Raw genomic sequence first — 17174 nt, forward strand, 5'->3', positions numbered from 1 at the left:
AACGCCTCGCACCCGCTAAAGTGAAAGCGTCATTCGGGGGAATGGCACATTCAAGGGGGGAATCATGAACCACGCAGAACTCGTCGGGCTATTAATTCGCCGCAGCAACGCCGCACTGCAGGTGTGCCACGGCGTATCCACCACGCGATTCGTACCCGCGGACGCGTGGCAAAAGCTTCCCCGCCACGAGAAAGAGTACCTGCGCTGCTACGCCGCCGCGCTGTCCGCCAACAAAGCTGTGCTGGTGGGACGCTCGGCGGCGCGCGTAGGTGGGATGTGGGTGATCCCGACGAATGAAGAGCTTGTGGAGTTGGGGGCGCGGGGGCGCAGCGCTCCGTCGAAAAGCCAATGGCCCGTAGGCGTGGTGTACCGGCACGGGGAGATCCCCGACATCGACGTCCGCACCGTCGATGCGCTGCGTGGCGCTGGCCCCGAGCCCGCGGTTCGGCTCACCACACTTCCCCGCACTGCCGTGGATATCGCCCGCTTCCACGGACTACGCCACGGCGTCGTCGCGATGGACAGCGTTTTTCACGGGCGCAAACCCCACGAAATGCAGGTGCTTCGTGCCGAGGTCGAGTTGATGCTCCAGCGCCTTGCAGGCAAGCGACACATCGCGGTGGCGCGTGAGGCGTTCACCCTGAGCTCGCCGGTGTCCGGGTCGCCGTACGAGTCGCTGCTGCGCATCATTCTCATCGAGCACGAGATCAAGGTCGACGAACAGATGTGGATCGGCCGCGATTACCGCGTCGATTTTCTGTGGGGCACGCTGGTCATCGAGGTGGACGGGTACGCCAAGTTCGACCTCAAGCCTCATGAGGCCCTGATTAACCAACTCGAACGCGAGAACTGGATCAAGGAGAAAGGGTTCGAGGTGATCCGTTTGTTCCCCGTGGAGATCCTCCGCGACCCCGAGGGCTGCATCGCCCGGATCAGAGCAGCTAAGCAGCTTGCCGACGCCCGCCCCGCCACCCGCATCGAACCATCACGCCAGCGCCCGAGTGGCCCACGGAGAGGGTGGTAGCACGGGCGCGGGGCTGGCCCAGCGCGGCTGGAGCACGAGCGCGGCCGCACCCTAGCTCGGCATTCCCCGGAGAATTCAGCTACCCAGAACTAGCTAATCGCAGAAAAATCACGGGTAGCTGATTCCTTGTAGCCGAGTTTGGCGAGACGTGGGCACCAGATGACGGAAGGGGCGGGGAAACTGCTGGTCGAGAGCCGCAGCGGCGACCGATACCGGGCCACAGCGGCACTGAGCGACATAGCCGCCCCTACCGCGCGCTGCCGGCGTAGTAGCGGCCGAGGAACTCGTCGCGGTACGCCTCGTAATACCCGCCGTCGATGGCCGCGCGCACGTTATCCACCAGCCGCAGCATGAACTCCAGGTTATGCATGGTGCACAGCGTGCCCGCGAGGAACTCCTTCGCTTTGAGCAGGTGGTGGATGTAGGCGCGAGAGTAGTTCTCGGAGACGTAGCCGCCGAACTCCTCGTCGATACTGGAAAAGTCCCGCTTGAAGCGTGCGGCGGCAAGGTTCATGCGCCCGTCGAGGGTGTACACCCCGCCGCGGCGGCCGAGGCGGGTCGGGGCAACGCAGTCGAAGGTGTCGCCGCCGTTCTCGATGCACACGAAAATATCGTCAGGCTCGGAGATGCCCAATAGGTGGCGCGGCTTCTCTGCGGGCAGTTCGTCGGTGATCCAGCCGACGATGTCGCCGAGGATGTTCTTCTGCAGTGCACCACCGATACCGATGCCGCCGAAGCCCCGCTCGCCGCGCTCAGTGAACTCGCGGTCCATGTCAAGGAGGCCGCGGGTGGCGGTGCGCCGCAAATCTTCGTAGTTTGCGCCCTGCACCACGCCCCACAAGCTTTGCGACGGGCGGTCGCTGCGCAACGTCGATAAGCGATTGTGCTCCTCCAAACACCTGCGGGCCCAGCGGCGCGTGCGCTCGACCGAATGCTCCTGGTAATCGCGGGTGTCCACGAGGGTGGTGAGCTCGTCGAACGCGAACATGATGTCCGCGCCCAGCTGGTGCTGGATCTGCATCGACACTTCGGGCGTGAAGCGGTGCCAGGAGCCGTCGATGACGGACTTGAAGTCCACACCGTCGTCGTCCACGCGTGCCATGCGGTCCTTGTTCGCGGCGCGGATATCGGCATCCGTGAGCCCCGCGACGTCCATGGCGAGGATCTTTTTAAAGCCCACGCCCAAGCTCATGACCTGGAAGCCGCCTGAATCCGTGTAGGTGGGGCCGTGCCAATTCTCGAAGGCCGCCACGCCCCCTGCCTCGTCCACGATGTCAGGGCCGGGCTGCAGGTAGAGGTGGTACGCGTTGGACAAGATCGCCTGCGCGCCAACCTGGCGAATCTGCTCCGGGGTGAGTGTTTTCACCGTCGCCTTGGTGGCAACCGGGATGAACGCGGGCGTGGCGATGTCGCCGTGCGGGGTGTGGATCACGCCCGTGCGTGCCTTGCCGTTGTCGTGCTGGGTGGTGATGTCGAAGAAACTCATCGCGCCGCCTCGTACTCCTTTTCCAGTTCGGTGCCCTCCACGTCTACCTCAGGCAGCACGCGGTCGAGCCATGCAGGCATCCACCAGGTGGAACGCCCCAGGATAAACATTGTGGCGGGCACAAGCGCCATGCGGGTGAAAAACGCGTCGAAAAACACCGCCACGCCGAGGGCGAAGCCGAAGATCTGGATGAACGGCAGCGGCTGGTCCAAGAACGCCACGAACACCGCGATCATGATGATGGCCGCCGCTGTGACCACGCGCGCGCCCTGAGCGAAGCCCTCGATGGTGGATTCGTGCACGGCCCGCACCTCGGCTTCCGCGCCGCCGTCGGCGGGGCGGCGCTTCAGGTACGCCTCGCGGATGCGGGTGACCAGAAAGACCTGGTAGTCCATGGCCAGGCCGAAGGTCACGCCGATCATGAAGATGGGCAGGAAGCTCAAGATCGGACCCGGGGTGTGCACCAAACCGGTAAAGCCCTGCTGGAACACCAGCACCGTCACGCCGAACGCCGCGCCCACCGAAAGCAGGAAGCCGAGGCCGGCGACGAGCGGCACGAGGATGGAGCGGAACACGATCATCAGCAGCACGATCGCGAGCCCCACCACGATGGTGAGGTAGAGCGGCATCGCGCCCGCAAGCTCTTCGGTGATGTCCATCTGCACGGCGGTAAGCCCTGTTAGGCCGATGCTCACGCCGGTGGCGTCTTCCACCTGGCGGTTGGTTTCGCGCACCCCGTGCGCCACCTCGAGGGTGTACTCCTCCTCCGGCCCGCTGGATGGGGTAGCCAGGATCTGGGCGGCGGTGAGATCGTCGTTCACCGCGACGATCTGGGCGTGCTCGATGCCCTGCACGGAACCAACCTCGCCAACGGCGTAGAGGAAGGACGACAGCGCCGCCTTCTCAGCGTCGCCAGGGCTTTCTTCGCCGGGGCCCTCATCGCCGTCCTCTCCGTCGGGGATGGCAGCCATGTACGGCCGCAGGATCTCCGCGTTCGGGTTCACGTTGTGCGCGTCCACCACCAGCAGCAGCGGCGCGTTGACGCCCGGGCCGAAGCCTTCCGCCATGAGGTCGGCTGACTTGCGCTGCGTGGTGTCGGTGTTCGACGTCGCGTCGGAGGGCAGCGCCATCTCCAGGTTGAGCACCGGCACACTCAAAGCACCCAGGCCCAGCACCACCACGGCCATCACCAGGCCGGGAGCCTTGCGCACGAAACGCACCCAGCGCCGGCCTAGAGAGTTCTCATCCAAATCCTTCGCCTCGCGGGCGCCCGGGCCGGGGTTGCCCGCCACGCCCGGCACCTGGCCCGCGAACGCCTTGTTGCCGAACGCGCCGAGCACGGCCGGCAGCAGCGTGAGCGCCACCAGCACCGCGATGGCCACGGTGACGGCCGCGGCCAGGCCCATCCACGTGAGGAACTCGATGCGCGCGAGCGCCAGCGCCACCAGCGCAGTGAACACGGTCGTGCCTGCGAAGACGACAGAGGAGCCGGCGGTGCCCACGGCCATCCCGGCGGCGTCGGCAGGCGGCATGTGCTTCGCCTCCTGCCTGAAGCGCGACAGGATGAACAGCGCGTAATCGATGCCCACGGCCAGGCCGATCATCACGGCAAGCACCGGGGTGACGTCGTTGAGCTCCACCCAGTGCGTCGCGATCAGCACCAGCAGCGCCCCGATGCCCACCCCCACAACTGCGGAGATGAGCGGCATTATCGACGCCGCAAGCGAGCCAAACGTGACAATCAGCACCACGAACGCGATGCCTAGGCCGATGAGTTCCGAGGTGGTCTTGATCTCGATCGGGTCGCCGAAGCCGGGCCCGCCAGCTTCCACCTGCAGGCCGGCGGCGCGGCCGATCTCCATCGCCTCGTTGACCACATCGCGGTCGGCCTGGTCCACCGCCAGGGAGGATTCCGCCGCGAACTCGAAGGTGGTGTAGCCGATGCGACCGTCGTCCGAGACCATGCGCACGTTGTAGGCGTCCGCCTTCGCGCGCTCCTCCGGCATGCCCATCTGGGTCATCTCGCCGACGATGGTGCGCGACAACTCGTTGTTCACGTGCACCGGGTTGCCGAAGCGCTCCGTGCCCTCGATGTCACCGAGGTGCTCGCGGATGTGACCGACCGTCTCATCCATCGCCGCCATGTACTGTGGCGCGTCGATGCGCTCCCCCGGAGGCGCGGCGAACACGAGGTTCACGCCCGGGGCGGTGGCCACGTCGCCCTGGCCCGGGAAGTTCTGGTCGAGGGTGTCCAGCGCGTCGATAGCCGGCGTGCCCTCAATAGCGAATTCGGACGTGAACGGCTTCATCAGCGTGAACGCGCCGGCGAGCGCGCCGCCGAGCAGCAGCACCCACGCCACGATGACGCGCCACTTGTTCGTATACGACCAGCGCCCCAGCTTGAAGAGCAGTTTCGCCACAGGGGTCCTTCCCTTACTTTGCGAGTAACCCGGCCTATTCTATCGGGCCTAAAGATGTGCCCCGAACGCAACGAACCCCCGACCGTATTGGTCGGGGGTTGTGCTTGGCGGTAGCGGCGGGATTTGAACCCGCGGTGGTTTTACCCACACTCGCTTTCGAGGCGAGTACCTTCGGCCGCTCGGACACGCTACCGCCGATTAGATTAACGGCAGCGGGGCCGAGAAACCAAATTAGTTGTTCGGGTTCTCCGCTGCGTTCTCAGCCTCGCGCTCCTCGCGCTTGTCCTCAACCTTCGCGGCGACCTCGTTGGCCTTGTCCTTCACCGCGTCGCCAGCCTCGGACAGCTTCTCCTTCACGTTGCCGATGAGGTTGTCGGCCTTGCCCTCGTTCTTCAGGGTCTCGTTGCCGGTCACCTCGCCGAGTGCTTCCTTTGCGTCGCCCTTCAGCTGGTCGCCCTTGCCTTCAAAAGCCATGATGAAACTCCTTTTCGTCTAAGTGAACGTTTGTATCGGCCAGTGTACGCCCTTTTACGCGTGACCCGGATAACAATTCATTCACAGTTACCTGCCCGCAAGCCCTGAAAGAACTCGCCCAGCAGCTCCGCGTTCTCTTCCTCCAGCACCCCGCCCATGACTTCTGGTACGAACAGGTGCCGCGGTTCGCGCACCGCGTCCAGCACTGACCCCACCGCGCCCGTCTTCGTCTCGAACGCGCCAAACACCAGCGAGGAAACGCGCGCGCCCAGCACGGCGCCTGCGCACATCGTGCACGGCTCCAGCGTGACCACCAGCTCGCAGCCGTCCAGGCGCCAGGTGCCCAGAGTGCGCGCCGCGTCGCGGATCGCTTCCACCTCGGCATGCGCGGTGGGGTCGCCGTCCGCTTCCCTGCGGTTCACCCCGCGCCCCACCACGGCGCCATCGGGTCCGTACACCAGCGCGCCGACAGGCACATCGCCAGCCGGGGTGGTGCGCGCCAGCTTCAGCGCCTCACGCATGCGCGCCTCGCCCCGGCGCAACCGTTCACTCACGCCGGCGGCCTACTCCACAGCGTCCGCGAGTTCGTCGGCGAAGCCCAGCTCGTCGGCGATGGTGAAGGCAAGATCGGCGGGATCGGCATCGTCGTCAAGCAAAATGCTCATCTGCTCCTCGCTCAACCCCAAGTCCGCCAGGATGGCGAAGTCGCCGTCCGCCCACGCATCGACCATGTCCAGCTCGTCCGGGTCGATGTCGGGCACCTCGATGTCCGCCTCGGCGAGTAGGTCCGCGGCGAAATCGTCGTCCACGGCCATGGTTGCGTCGGAAAGCAGCATGCTTATCGACGTCGGCCCCGGCCGCACAATCACCAAGTAATCATCCTCAACATTCAGGATTGCAAACGCCGCACCTTCGCTGCGCAACCCCCGCACCGCGCCAACCGCGGTGGAGATATCGGTGAAATCGTCCGCGAACTCGCGCACGACCCAGCCGCCCTCGCTGCGCTGCACGGTGACGGCGAAACCGTCCGAATAATCCTGGCTCATGCTGCCACAGCGTAGTCCCCCGCGCGCAGACGTGTCACGGGCGTTTCACGGCCTGGGAGATATGCGTCGGTGCAACGATTATGCTTGTGACGGTGATTACTCCACTAGCGCTTCGCCCCGTCTGTGTCATCGGCCTTGGCCTCATCGGCGGCTCCATCATGCGCGACCTCGCCGCACGTGGACAGACGGTGTACGGATACACCCACCAGGGTGCCCGTGCCGCACGCCGCGACGGGTTCGACGTGTCCGATTCCGCGGAGGAAGTGCTCACTCGCGCGGAGGTCGACGGTGCCTTGATCGTGATCGCTGTGCCCATGAACGCGGTGGCCGACGTGCTGGACGAGATCGTGCGCTACGCCCCCACCTGCGGCATTACCGACGTGGTGAGCGTGAAGAAACCCGTCTACGACCTGATTGTTCAGCGCGACATGGCCGAGCGCTACGTGGGCGGGCACCCCATGAGCGGCACGGAGTTCTCCGGCTGGAACGCTTCGAGCGAGGGCCTGTTCACCGGTGCCGCGTGGGCCGTGACCTACGACTATGCGCGCGAAACCGGCGCCTCCGCGGAATGGGCAGCGTTGTTTACCCAGGTGTGTCTACTTGCGCGCGCGACGGGGGCTGAGGCGGTGCCGGTGCGCGTCGCCCACCACGACGAAGCCGTCGCGCGCGTGTCCCACCTCCCCCACGTGATTGCCGAGGCGCTCGCGCTGGTGGGCGACCGGGGACGCACCCTCGCCCAGTCGCTCTCCGCCGGCTCGTTCCGTTCCGCCACCCGCGTGGCCGGCACCGACCCGTCGCTGGTGCGCAACATGTGCGAGACGAACGCCGAATCACTCGTCCCGGTGTTGGACGAGTACATCGAGCTGCTGCAGAGCGCCCGCGATTCCCTCGACGCGCAACAGCCTTCGATGCAGGCGCTCGCGGAGGCTGGCCACCGCGCCCACACCCGAATGGCCGCGCGCAAGGGTGCGCGGCGCGAGTCCGTCTCGCCGGTGAAGGTTTCCTCCCGCCCCGTGATGCGCGTGCACCCCGGTGCCCCGGGTTGGGTGCGCCAGCTGGAGCAGATCGAGTCGCTGGGCGGGCGCGTGGACGTGTTCTAGCGGATTCTTATGGCGCGGCGGGCTTGCTGCGCTTAACTTGCCGCATGTGCTGCACAGATGAATGAACCCGGGCTGTTCGGCCCGGGTTCATGTGGTTTTGGGGAGCCTACGCCTCACGACGGCGTCCCAGCGCCAAGTACGCCGCACCGATGAGAAGCGAAATGATGCCGAGCGAGATCACGGCGCGCATCGGGGTACCGGTATCTGCCAAGTAACCGTCGTCATCACTGTCCGTGTACACCGCCGCGGAGGTGGCGGTCTGGTTCGCCACCACGCGGGCAGAGGTGCTGTTGCTACGAACAGACGTGCTGGTCGCGCGGGTGGTGCGGCCGGTGGACATACCACCCGTGTTGCGGGTCGCGGTGTAGCTGGTGGTGTTCGTGGACGTGGTGCGCGTGGTCGTGTTCCTGCCGGTGGCCGCATTCAGGCCAGCGATCGCCGCGATCGGCTTCAACGCCGAGGACACGACCGGCTGCGCTTCCTTCACACCAGCGAGGATGCGGTTCGGCACGTTGGTGGTGGAAACGCTCGGGTCGCGCGGCAGCGTGATGGTGACAGAGGTGTCCTCTGGCCTAAACGATGCAGTTCGAGTCTCGTAGCCAACGGGAGCGTCCGTAACCTCGAGCTTCAGAATCTTGTTCTGTTGCGGAGCATTCGGCAGTTGCACCTGCACGCGGTACACGCCCTCACCCAGGTAAGCATCCTCAGCAACGCTGCCGACGCTCTTCCCATCGTTTCCGACCACCTGGAATTCAGCGCCCTCTACGTACTTACCGTCAGCGGTTTTTACCGTGATGGTCATCTCGTGAAGCCACTCGCCAGTAGCCGGCTGGTTGTTCTCCTGCGGGTCGACCTGGGTATCTTGATTTTCCTGAGGGGGTTTCGGCTCTGCCTTCACCGTGCTGGTGACAATGTTGGTGCCAGCATTGCCACCGATAACGCCAGCGATACTCCTGCCTTCTTTTGTATCGGGCGCAACGGCTGTGATCGAATCGCCCTTCAACGTGACCGTACGACCAAATGCATCCGCGAAAACCTTCTCACCATTCGCATTGCCGTAGGCGTACTCGAAGGCCTTTACCTTTCCAAGGTCCGACTTCAGGCTGTCTTCGATAGCTGCTGGACGCGACTCGGCTGTACCCGTGCTCGGGTCCAACGTCCAGATGTACAGTGTGTTGCCTCCGCGTGCAATGGCCAGCAGTGCCTCATCATTGTTCGGATCTGAAACCCATGCGATCGGGCTACCCTTCTTCGGGTCAGAGCCAGTGCGCTCGATTGGCTTACCGAAGTTCACAGTGCCCTTAAGGGAGGACACATCGTTCAGGCTCCGAGCGAAAATCCGATCACCGTCTTCTTCGAACAGAACCAAGGTGCCATCACCAGTGAAGGAGGCAGCATCAATGTCCGCGACGTTACCGCCCGCGAGCTTGATGGCACCGCGATCCACAACAGAATTGTCCTCAGGGTTAATCTGCAGAAGTCGACCCGCGGGCTTACCGTTGTCGTCCTTCGAGATGGCGTAGAGGAACCCGTCGTCCGGGTGCTTAGCGAGGGCGGTAAAGGTCCACTCCCCGTTGTTGTATTCCACCCGCGCAGTGCCGGATCCACCGGTGTTTTTCGCATCGCCAAGCTCGGCAAGCGCCTTGAGGACCGGGGCTGCATCGCCCGCAGCTGGCTTAGACTCTGGTTTGTTTTCCGTAGACGTATCCGTCGTCACGACCGGAGCCGTCGTCGTCGTAGTCACCGTTGCGGTGCTAGTGATCGCTGATGCCGACCCAGACGGCGCCCCAGTGGCCGAGGAAGGAGACGTAGCAGGAGACGACGGCCCACCTTCCTGCGCGTGCGCGACCGGCGACATCGTGGACGCGCTCCCCAACGCAATCGCCAGTGTCAGGCCCGCAGCCCGGGTGACCTTCTTCTTTCCTGCCATTTTTACCTCTCGAAAATTGAAAAGAGCGCGCCCAGCGCCCACGAAAACCACCTACGAATGTATACGCCATCGTAGGGCTTCTCAATATTTGTTCAAAGAAAGGCGGGAGCTTGTCGCATTTGCTTTACGACGAGCTCCCGCCCCACACCTATTCCTCCGAGGAACCCGACGAACCAGCCTCCGGCTGCGGATCCGCCCAGCCGGCCTCACAGCTCAGCCAGTACAGCGCCGTCACCAGGCCAGCCAGGGCGAGGATCGCCGCGCCGGCCACAGCGGCCGGGGCTGCTGGGTTGATCTCCGCCAGCTGGCGGTTGACCTGGTCAATCTGCGCTTGGATCTGGTTCACCCACTCCGGCGTCTGGATGTTGATGTTCACACCCGGCATAGCGTCGTTGATCATCCGGTTCACGTTCGCCGCGGCGGCGTTCAGCTCATCTTCGAAGAGCACGCCGATGCCGCCGAGCGTGAGCGTGAGTAGTCCGATCGGCACGAGCCACGCGACTGGGTTGGACGCGGAGGACGCCGTCGACAAGCACTTGCCCAGCGAGCTGCCTTCTGCCTCTGGGGGCGCACCTGCATCAATCGCGACCAGTTGGAGGTCTTGGACCGATTCCCGCCCCGCGGCCGTAAAGGTCTTGCTGTAGCGAGACCCCTTACTCGTGTCGTAATCCGCGAAAACGTAACCCGCATCGTCAGGGAGTACGAAGTAGTACTCGCCGGAGGGAACCTTTTCCCAAAGGAGGTTCCCCTCCTCACCAGAGACAGCACTCGGCCCCGCATTGGTACGAGTTTTCCGCAGGCTAATGCCTACGCCCTCAACTCCCTCGCCGGGGTCCTGGACGCCGTTCCCGTTGGCATCTACCCAAGTGACTGCTTTGATGTCGGTTTGGGCTGTACCACTGTCAATATCGTCGCCCTCGACGATAATGTGCGCATTACCCTTGATGTTCTCACGCGGTCGAATGATCAGCACCGATGACGGGTCTTCGTATTCAGTACCGTCGGCAAGAGTGCCGCCGCGCTGCGGACGCTCAGGGACGTGACCGGTGGCTTGTGCGGCGTTGTGGTGTCGGATGCCCGACTTCAGCCCCTTGACTTCCGCCTTGAACACCGCGCGCTGACCGGGGAGCAGGGTGACCTTCTCCGGTGTGACCTTGAGAGCTGTCCCTTCGCCCGGGTTGTTCGGATCAAACTCTTCAATCTTGCCTTCGTAAACCGTATCGGAAACGCTGACGTTTTCCATCGGTGTGGCACCGGTGTTAACCACCTCGTATGTGAAGAAGGCGGTATCGTCGGCCACCATCCTCACCGGTTCATCCGGGTTAGTGGCGAAGCGGGCGTTGACCTTCTTCTCCGTGGTCATGTTCATGAACTTCACGTAAGCCGTGTCCGGATCGGAGGCGACGTTGTGCTTCCCCGACTTTCCGGTTGCTACGGCGGTGTTGCTGAAGTGTAGCCCGTCAGGGGTCTCCGCGAGGTGCGCGGTGAAGATCTTAGTTTCGCCAGCAGCCAGCGAAGACTGGGCCGTCCAGCCGTCCGGCATCAGGAGCTCAACGCCATTCTCCTTGAGCACTGGATCATCGATCACAATGTTAGAAACCGGCTCATTTCCTTCGTTTGTGATAACGAAGGTGTACATCAAGCCCTTCGGATCGCCTTTCACCATATTGAGCACTTCGCCCTCGGCGCCCGAATCCGCGTTGTAGCCCCAGACCTTCTTCTCCAGCGAAAGCTTCGTTACCGTGTTGCCTTCGCGCTGTTCCTTAGTCAGGCTGATAGTCGGAATCTCGACGGCCTCACCCGGTCGGACCGCGACAGAGAATGGGTCAACCGGACGGTCGCCGTCCTTGGTGATGATCTTTACTGTGGCCTCACCGGGCAGCAGCTTTTCCACGACAAACTTGCCGTCCGCGTCAGTTTCAGCGGTGTGGTAGTTGCCGTTCGCGTCCTTCACCACAACTGTGGCGCCCTCAACCGGGTTGCCATCGTCGTCGAGAAGCGTGCCCTCTGCCCGACCGAGCGGAGAATCGATGCGGATATCACCGATGGAGACCGGCTCATCCACCGTCAAGGGCTTATCCGAGGTGAACCATTCGGTGTAGCCCTTGCCATCCTTCTCCGTCACGTCTGCAGGCCAGCCTTCCGGCAACTGCACGCGGTAACGGAATTCAAAATCCGCTTCCGGGTAATTCGAGAAGTCGATCGGGTCGGTGATGAAGTAGCCGTCCGGATCACCGTTGATCACCGGGCTGTAGATCAGCTCCTTGTCCTTCCTGGGGTCACGGTAGACATCCTCGGTTCTCCGGTCGCGGAATTTGCCCTCGATCTCAACCTTGGCACCTTCGATGGGGTTGCCGTGCTGGTCGGTGACCCAGCCACTGATGGTGCGTGGGCCCTGGGCAGCTTTCTCTTCTCGAGGCCGCTCCTTCTTCTCCACCTCGATCGGCGGGATGGGCTGGTTTTGCCCTTCCTTGACCTCAACCACGACCGGCTCCGGGTTGCGGAACGGGGAGTCCTCCGGGAACTCAACGATTACCCGGTAGGTGTCATCCTCCGGAACCGGAACCACGAAGTTGCCTTCGGGGTCGACCTTTATCTCGCGCTCCTTGTTCTCGGAATCGCGGATGATGATCGTGGAGTTGCCATCGCCCGGGATCTCAGCGACGAAGTTGCCGTCAGGGTTCTTCTCAACCGACTTCTCGCCACCGTTGGGGTCGCGAACGATCACTTCTTGGTTGCCTTCACCCGGGATCTCCACGGTGTAGTCGCCGTCCTGATCCACGGTGACCTGGTGCTCGTTGCCCTCGGAGTCACGAATGATCACCGTGGTGCCCGGGATCAGCTCGCCGTCGTCCTTAGGCAGCGGGACCGTAATGGTGCCGCCGGTCTCCTTGGGCGGGACGGTCTCGTTGGTGGTCGTCGGCTGCACTGCCGATGTGGTCGGCTTAGCGGCCACAGTCGTCGAGGGCTTATCCGCCGTAGTCGCCACCGTCGAAGTAGCCGAGGACACAACCGTCGTAGACGTGGTCGACGTGGTGGCCTTCGCCGTCGTTGGTGCCGACTTTGGAGACGTCGTCGACGTGGTGGCCTTCGCCGTCGTTGGAGACGTCGTCGACGTGGTGGCCTTCGCCGTCGTTGGAGACGTCGTCGACGTGACTGTCTTCGTCGTAACTGGGGGCTGCTTCTCTTCCAGCTCGATAACCCCTACCGAGACTTCCTTGCCTGGTTTAACGCTGACCGGTTGTTTCTTAACCTGGAAGTCATCCGACGCGGTGATACGAATTTCATACTCGCCATGGGGGATTTTCCCCGACGTTAAGTTGCCCTTTTCGCCGATCTTCAAGTTGGCATTCTCAACCAAGTTCCCATCGGAATCCAGTAGGTCGGCCTTCACCCCGGTTAACGCCTTGTTGCTGGGGCCGACAACGGTGCCGGTGATCGTTCCAGGCTTGTACGCAAGTGGGATATCTTTCACCTGCGCGGGCCGATTGTTTTCAACTTCAACTTGAAGCCCAAGCGCAAACCATTCGTCGCTCGATTCGACGCGCAAGGTGTATGTACCTGTGGGCACCTCACCGGAGTTGATCTTGCCATCGTCGCCAACGCGTACGTCTACGCCTTCAACCGGCTCTCGGTTTTGGTCCAACAAGGTCAGCTTGCGCGGAATGTTGCCCTCCTCCCCACGGACCGTGCCTTCAATCCAACCTTTCAAACGCGAGAAGTTAAAGTTTGCCGTCTCCTGCGCATCCTTCTTCACACTCACCGACACACCCTCAACCGGCGAAGACGAATAACCCTTCCACCCCGACACACGCACCGTGTGATCACCAGTGGGCACACCCGGAATCCGATAGGTACCGCGCACCCCATCCTGCTTGCCAACCACATCGCCAGCGGCGTTGACCACCGACACCGTCACCGACGCGCCCTCAGGAAGACCATCCACAAAACCAGCAACCACACCCGCATCACGCGAGAAGTCAAAGTTCGCCGTCTCCTGCGCATTCTTCTTTACGCTCACAGTCACACCATTGACCGGCGAAGACGAATAACCCTTCCACCCCGACACACGCACCGTGTGATCACCAGTGGGCACACCCGGAATCCGATAGGTACCGCGCACCCCATCTCGCTTATCAACCACATCGCCAGCGGCGTTGACCACTGACACCGTCACCGTGGCACCCTCAGGAAGGCCATCCACAGAACCAGCAACCACACCCGCATCACGCGAGAAGTTAAAGTTTGCCGTCTCCTGCGCATCCTTCTTCACACTCACCGGCACGCCATCAACCGGCGAAGCCGAATAACCCTTCCACCCCGACACACGCACCGTGTAGTCGCCAGGGTCTAGCCCATCAATCTCATAGACGCCACGTACCCCATCTCGCTTATCAACCACATCGCCAGCGGCGTTGACCACTGACACCGTCACCGTGGCACCCTCAGGAAGACCATCCACAAAACCAGCAACCACACCCGCATCACGCGAGAAGTCAAAGTTCGCCGTCTCCTGCGCATCCTTCTTCACACTCACCGACACACCCTCAACCGGCGAAGACGAATAACCCTTCCACCCCGACACACGCACCGTGTGATCACCAGTGGGCACACCCGGAATCCGATAGGTACCGCGCACCCCATCCTGTTTGCCAACCACATCGCCAGCGGCGTTGACCACCGACACCGTCACCGACGCGCCCTCAGGAAGGCCATCCACAAAACCAGCAACCACACCCGCATCACGCGTCGTCGTGAAATTCACCCCAGACACACCAGCGGTGGTCACATTCTTCGACTGCTCACCAAACACCGAGTACCCACCCGGCACACCACCAACAACCTTGATCGTGGTCAGCCCCGTGGGCACATCAACAATCGTGTAATCACCGTTGGCATTCGTACGCGCGGTCCTCTCCCCAGCCTGGACCTCCACACCCCCAACACCAGCACTAGACGGATCCGTCACCCGACCCGACACAAAACCGAATCGTTCTTGTTTAGTGACCCAGGAGTAGGAATAGCGAGTTCCAGCATTAGGTCCACTAACAGGCCAAGACTTGGCGTACTCACCCCTTTTGAAAGCGTCTTTGACCACGAGCTCGATTTTCGAGACGCTCTTGTTGTCCGGCTCAACTTGCACGAGTCGACTAAAATCAATTTCGGCTGCGGGCCCCTTGAGTTTCCCGCGACTATCAATACCCCTGATCGTTGCCGTAATATCGTCCCTAAGTTCCACCGTCTCTACGAGGCGATTTCTCTTATCGGGCTTGTACTCGGTCACAGTTACAGAATCAACCGGCACACTCACGAAGTTTCCGGACTTATCCTTGGGATACTCCCGATCGGCGGTTCGCAGAGAGCCCTTGAAGGACCCCTCTACATCCATAGTAAAAATGAGCGTCTCGAACTTTACCGGCCCAGTCGATCCCGGATGTGGCGTGATTGTAATTTTAAGGTCTCGGCCGCTTTGCACCGAGGAAACCGCAACGGGAGTTCCCGAAGCCGATACCTCAGCCTCCGCCACATTAGAAAACCCAGACACATTCCCCACCGCCGGCACGGTCAGCCCGGCGATCGCCAGCGAGGCCGCCGTCATGCCGGCGACGGTGGTACGGCGCGCGGAGAAGCGGCGCGAGGGGTTCTTGCCGCGGTTGGACTCGGAAGAAGAGGAAGCGTTCTTCAAGATAGCTCCAAAGGTTGTTCGAAAATTTGTGGGAGAAATTCGGGAAAGAAATATAGAGAACACACACTTCTCCCGAGAGACTGGCAACAAAAATACCAATTTCTGTTCGCCCGTACAACCCGGGGCAAGGTCGCCCCCACGCGATGTTCGTCACCATTTCGGGTGGTTCCAAAGGTTATATTCACAGTTGTAACGGAAGTTGGGCACTTGCTTATCGACGTTAACGCCCACCACCCCGCACCAACAAGGTGACGCGTACGCGAAACGCCCCAAGCGCTTCACTCCGAAACACTTGGGGCATCCAAATAATTGGTGCGCCCGGAGGGATTCGAACCCCCAACCTTCTGATCCGTAGTCAGATGCTCTATCCGTTGAGCTACGGGCGCAAGTTGCTGTGCAACGAGGTGAAACATTACACCCGCCCCCTGCTGAAGGACAAAACGCCTGGTGGGCGGGAGCTCGTCGATAAGCAATTGCCCCTTTACAACCCGAGTACTGCTTTCGCGATCATGAAGTAAATGATCAGGCCGGTGGCGTCGCAGAACGTGGAGATGAACGGGTTGGAGAACACCGCCGGGTCCGCGCCGACGGTTTTCGCGATGATCGGCATGAGGCCGCCCACTGTCGCGGACATGGTGCAGATGCAGAACAGGGTGGCGCCGATGATGATGCCGATCTCCTGGCCGAACACCACCCACGCCAGCCCGAGGCCCAGCACGCCCAGCACCGCGCCGAGGGTCATGCCGACGCGCAGTTCGCGCCACATGACTTTGAGGACGTCGCGCTTGCGCACGTCGTTAAGTGCAAGCGCACGCGTAACGGTGGTGGCCGCCTGGTTGCCCGTGTTGCCGCCGGTGCCGGTGAGCAGCGGAATGAACAAGGACAGGACCGTGACTTCGGCGAGCGCATCCTCGAAAAGCCCCAGTACCTGCACGGTGAGGATCGCGGAGACGGCCAGCACCAGCAGCCACACGATGCGCGAGCGCACCAGCTGCATCACGGGCGTGGACAGGTAGGGCTTGCGCAGCGCCTCCGAACCACCTTGGCGTGCGTGGTCCTCGCTGTCGGCGTCCTCGACGATGTCCTGGGCTTCGTCGTAGGTGAAGATGCCCACTAAGCGGTGGTCGTCGTCCACAATCGGCAGCGCGAGCAGGCCGGAGGAAAGCAACCAACGCGCGGTGTCCTCCGCATCATCGGTGGCTTGCGCCCAGCTGGACTCCCCCATCACGTCGTCGATGGTTTGCCTGGCATGCGCCTTGAACAGGTCTTTTAACCCCACCACGCCGGTGAGCACACGGTCGTCGTCCACCACGGGGATGGTGTAGATCGTCTCCAGGCTGTCGGCATCAGCACGCAGCTTGTCGACGACATCCTGCACCCCCATATCCCCAGTCACCACCGCCACATCCGGGCTCATGGCGCGGCCGACCGAGCCCTTCTCGTAGCCCAGGATGGCGTTGGTGTTCGCTCGCTCCTCCTCGTCAAGGTCGTGCATGAACCGATCCGCGATCTCCGCCGGCAGGTTGTCCAGCAGGGCGACGCGGTCTTCGGTGCCCAGTTCGTCGAAAAGCCCGGAGACGTCTTCGTCGCCAAGCGCCGCGACAATCTCCGCCTGGTGCGCCGGGTCGAGCGCATCGAAGGTGCGCGCGGCGCGTTCCGGGGGCAGCAGGCGCACGAGCACAGCACCGCGTTTCGACGGTTGGCGCTCCACCAGGTGGATCACGTCGCGCATCGGCGTGTGCTCGAGCAGCTCCTGGATTTCGGTGAGGTCGTCCGATTCCACGTTGCGGCGGTTGAGGTGCCGCTCCAGCTCAATGATGGCTTCCTCATTAGTCAACTGCATGGGCCGCGCCTTTCTTGCCGATAGGTCCCCGGCGAGGGTACCCGCGCGGGGGGAGTTTTTCATCAATTAGGCAGCGGTTTGGCAGAAATTGTGTAAAACTTTTGGCTGTTTGGCGAGACGACGCACGCGTGCGCGTCATAACGCCAGCGCACAGCCTCATTATTT

At 62.6% G+C, this 17174-nt stretch carries 10 protein-coding genes and 2 tRNA genes; 2 read left to right on the top strand and 10 right to left on the bottom strand.

The genetic code is table 11. The annotated features are described in order from the left end of the window. Positions 1-64 precede the first annotated feature (64 nt). The gene (locus HWX32_RS10360) at positions 65-1024 is read left to right on the top strand and encodes an endonuclease domain-containing protein (RefSeq protein WP_175935785.1); all 960 of its coding nucleotides are present in this window, start codon (positions 65-67) and stop codon (positions 1022-1024) included. Positions 1025-1271: 247 nt separating this feature from the next. Here HWX32_RS10360 and tgt read toward each other — a convergent pair whose 3' ends face one another. The 6 genes from tgt to HWX32_RS10390 all read right to left on the bottom strand — a co-directional run bounded on the left by tgt (position 1272) and on the right by HWX32_RS10390 (position 6450). Further along, on the bottom strand, positions 1272-2510 hold the full coding sequence (tgt, locus tag HWX32_RS10365; protein WP_175935786.1) for a tRNA guanosine(34) transglycosylase Tgt: 1239 nt from the start codon (positions 2508-2510) through the stop codon (positions 1272-1274). Beyond that, positions 2507-4930: an MMPL family transporter gene (locus tag HWX32_RS10370; RefSeq protein ID WP_175935787.1), complete on the bottom strand. Its 2424-nt coding sequence runs from the start codon at positions 4928-4930 to the stop codon at positions 2507-2509. Before HWX32_RS10370 ends, tgt begins: the two co-directional genes overlap by 4 nt. Positions 4931-5035: 105 nt before the next feature. After that, positions 5036-5123, bottom strand: a tRNA-Ser gene (locus HWX32_RS10375). Between the two features lie 38 nt (positions 5124-5161). Continuing rightward, entirely contained in the window at positions 5162-5404 is a 243-nt protein-coding gene (locus HWX32_RS10380; protein WP_075469449.1) for a CsbD family protein, read from the bottom strand. Positions 5405-5481: 77 nt separating this feature from the next. Further along, positions 5482-5925, bottom strand: a complete 444-nt coding sequence (locus HWX32_RS10385; RefSeq protein ID WP_175935875.1) for a nucleoside deaminase — start codon at positions 5923-5925, stop codon at positions 5482-5484. A gap of 42 nt (positions 5926-5967) precedes the next feature. Continuing rightward, positions 5968-6450 (bottom strand): tRNA adenosine deaminase-associated protein, encoded by a 483-nt coding sequence (locus tag HWX32_RS10390; protein WP_175935788.1) that lies wholly within the window; start codon positions 6448-6450, stop codon positions 5968-5970. An 80-nt stretch (positions 6451-6530) separates the two neighbouring features. Here HWX32_RS10390 and HWX32_RS10395 point away from each other — a divergent pair, with 80 nt between their 5' ends. Continuing rightward, entirely contained in the window at positions 6531-7550 is a 1020-nt protein-coding gene (locus HWX32_RS10395) for a prephenate dehydrogenase (RefSeq protein ID WP_175935789.1), read from the top strand. Between the two features lie 106 nt (positions 7551-7656). Here HWX32_RS10395 and HWX32_RS10400 read toward each other — a convergent pair whose 3' ends face one another. The 4 genes from HWX32_RS10400 to mgtE form a co-directional block, all read right to left on the bottom strand. Continuing rightward, a complete protein-coding gene (locus tag HWX32_RS10400; protein WP_175935790.1) occupies positions 7657-9480 on the bottom strand; it encodes a hypothetical protein in 1824 nt (607 codons plus the stop codon). Between the two features lie 148 nt (positions 9481-9628). Next, positions 9629-14350 (bottom strand): carboxypeptidase regulatory-like domain-containing protein, encoded by a 4722-nt coding sequence (locus HWX32_RS10405; protein ID WP_217702907.1) that lies wholly within the window; start codon positions 14348-14350, stop codon positions 9629-9631. 1126 nt (positions 14351-15476) lie between these two features. Next, a tRNA-Arg gene (locus HWX32_RS10410) sits at positions 15477-15552 on the bottom strand. 95 nt (positions 15553-15647) lie between these two features. Further along, entirely contained in the window at positions 15648-17009 is a 1362-nt protein-coding gene (gene mgtE / locus HWX32_RS10415) for a magnesium transporter (RefSeq protein WP_175935792.1), read from the bottom strand. Positions 17010-17174: the final 165 nt, after the last annotated feature.

This window comes from Corynebacterium sp. Marseille-P4321, from assembly GCF_903645305.1.
In the GTDB taxonomy this organism is placed as follows: Bacteria; Actinomycetota; Actinomycetes; order Mycobacteriales; family Mycobacteriaceae; genus Corynebacterium.

Coding starts and splice junctions, on each gene's coding strand:
- HWX32_RS10360 (WP_175935785.1), top strand. CDS start 65: ATGAACCACGCAGAACTCGTCGGGCTATTAATTCGCCGCAGCAACGCC.
- tgt (WP_175935786.1), bottom strand. CDS start 2,510: ATGAGTTTCTTCGACATCACCACCCAGCACGACAACGGCAAGGCACGC.
- HWX32_RS10380 (WP_075469449.1), bottom strand. CDS start 5,404: ATGGCTTTTGAAGGCAAGGGCGACCAGCTGAAGGGCGACGCAAAGGAA.
- HWX32_RS10385 (WP_175935875.1), bottom strand. CDS start 5,925: ATGCGTGAGGCGCTGAAGCTGGCGCGCACCACCCCGGCTGGCGATGTG.
- HWX32_RS10390 (WP_175935788.1), bottom strand. CDS start 6,450: ATGAGCCAGGATTATTCGGACGGTTTCGCCGTCACCGTGCAGCGCAGC.
- HWX32_RS10395 (WP_175935789.1), top strand. CDS start 6,531: ATGCTTGTGACGGTGATTACTCCACTAGCGCTTCGCCCCGTCTGTGTC.
- HWX32_RS10400 (WP_175935790.1), bottom strand. CDS start 9,480: ATGGCAGGAAAGAAGAAGGTCACCCGGGCTGCGGGCCTGACACTGGCG.
- mgtE (WP_175935792.1), bottom strand. CDS start 17,009: ATGCAGTTGACTAATGAGGAAGCCATCATTGAGCTGGAGCGGCACCTC.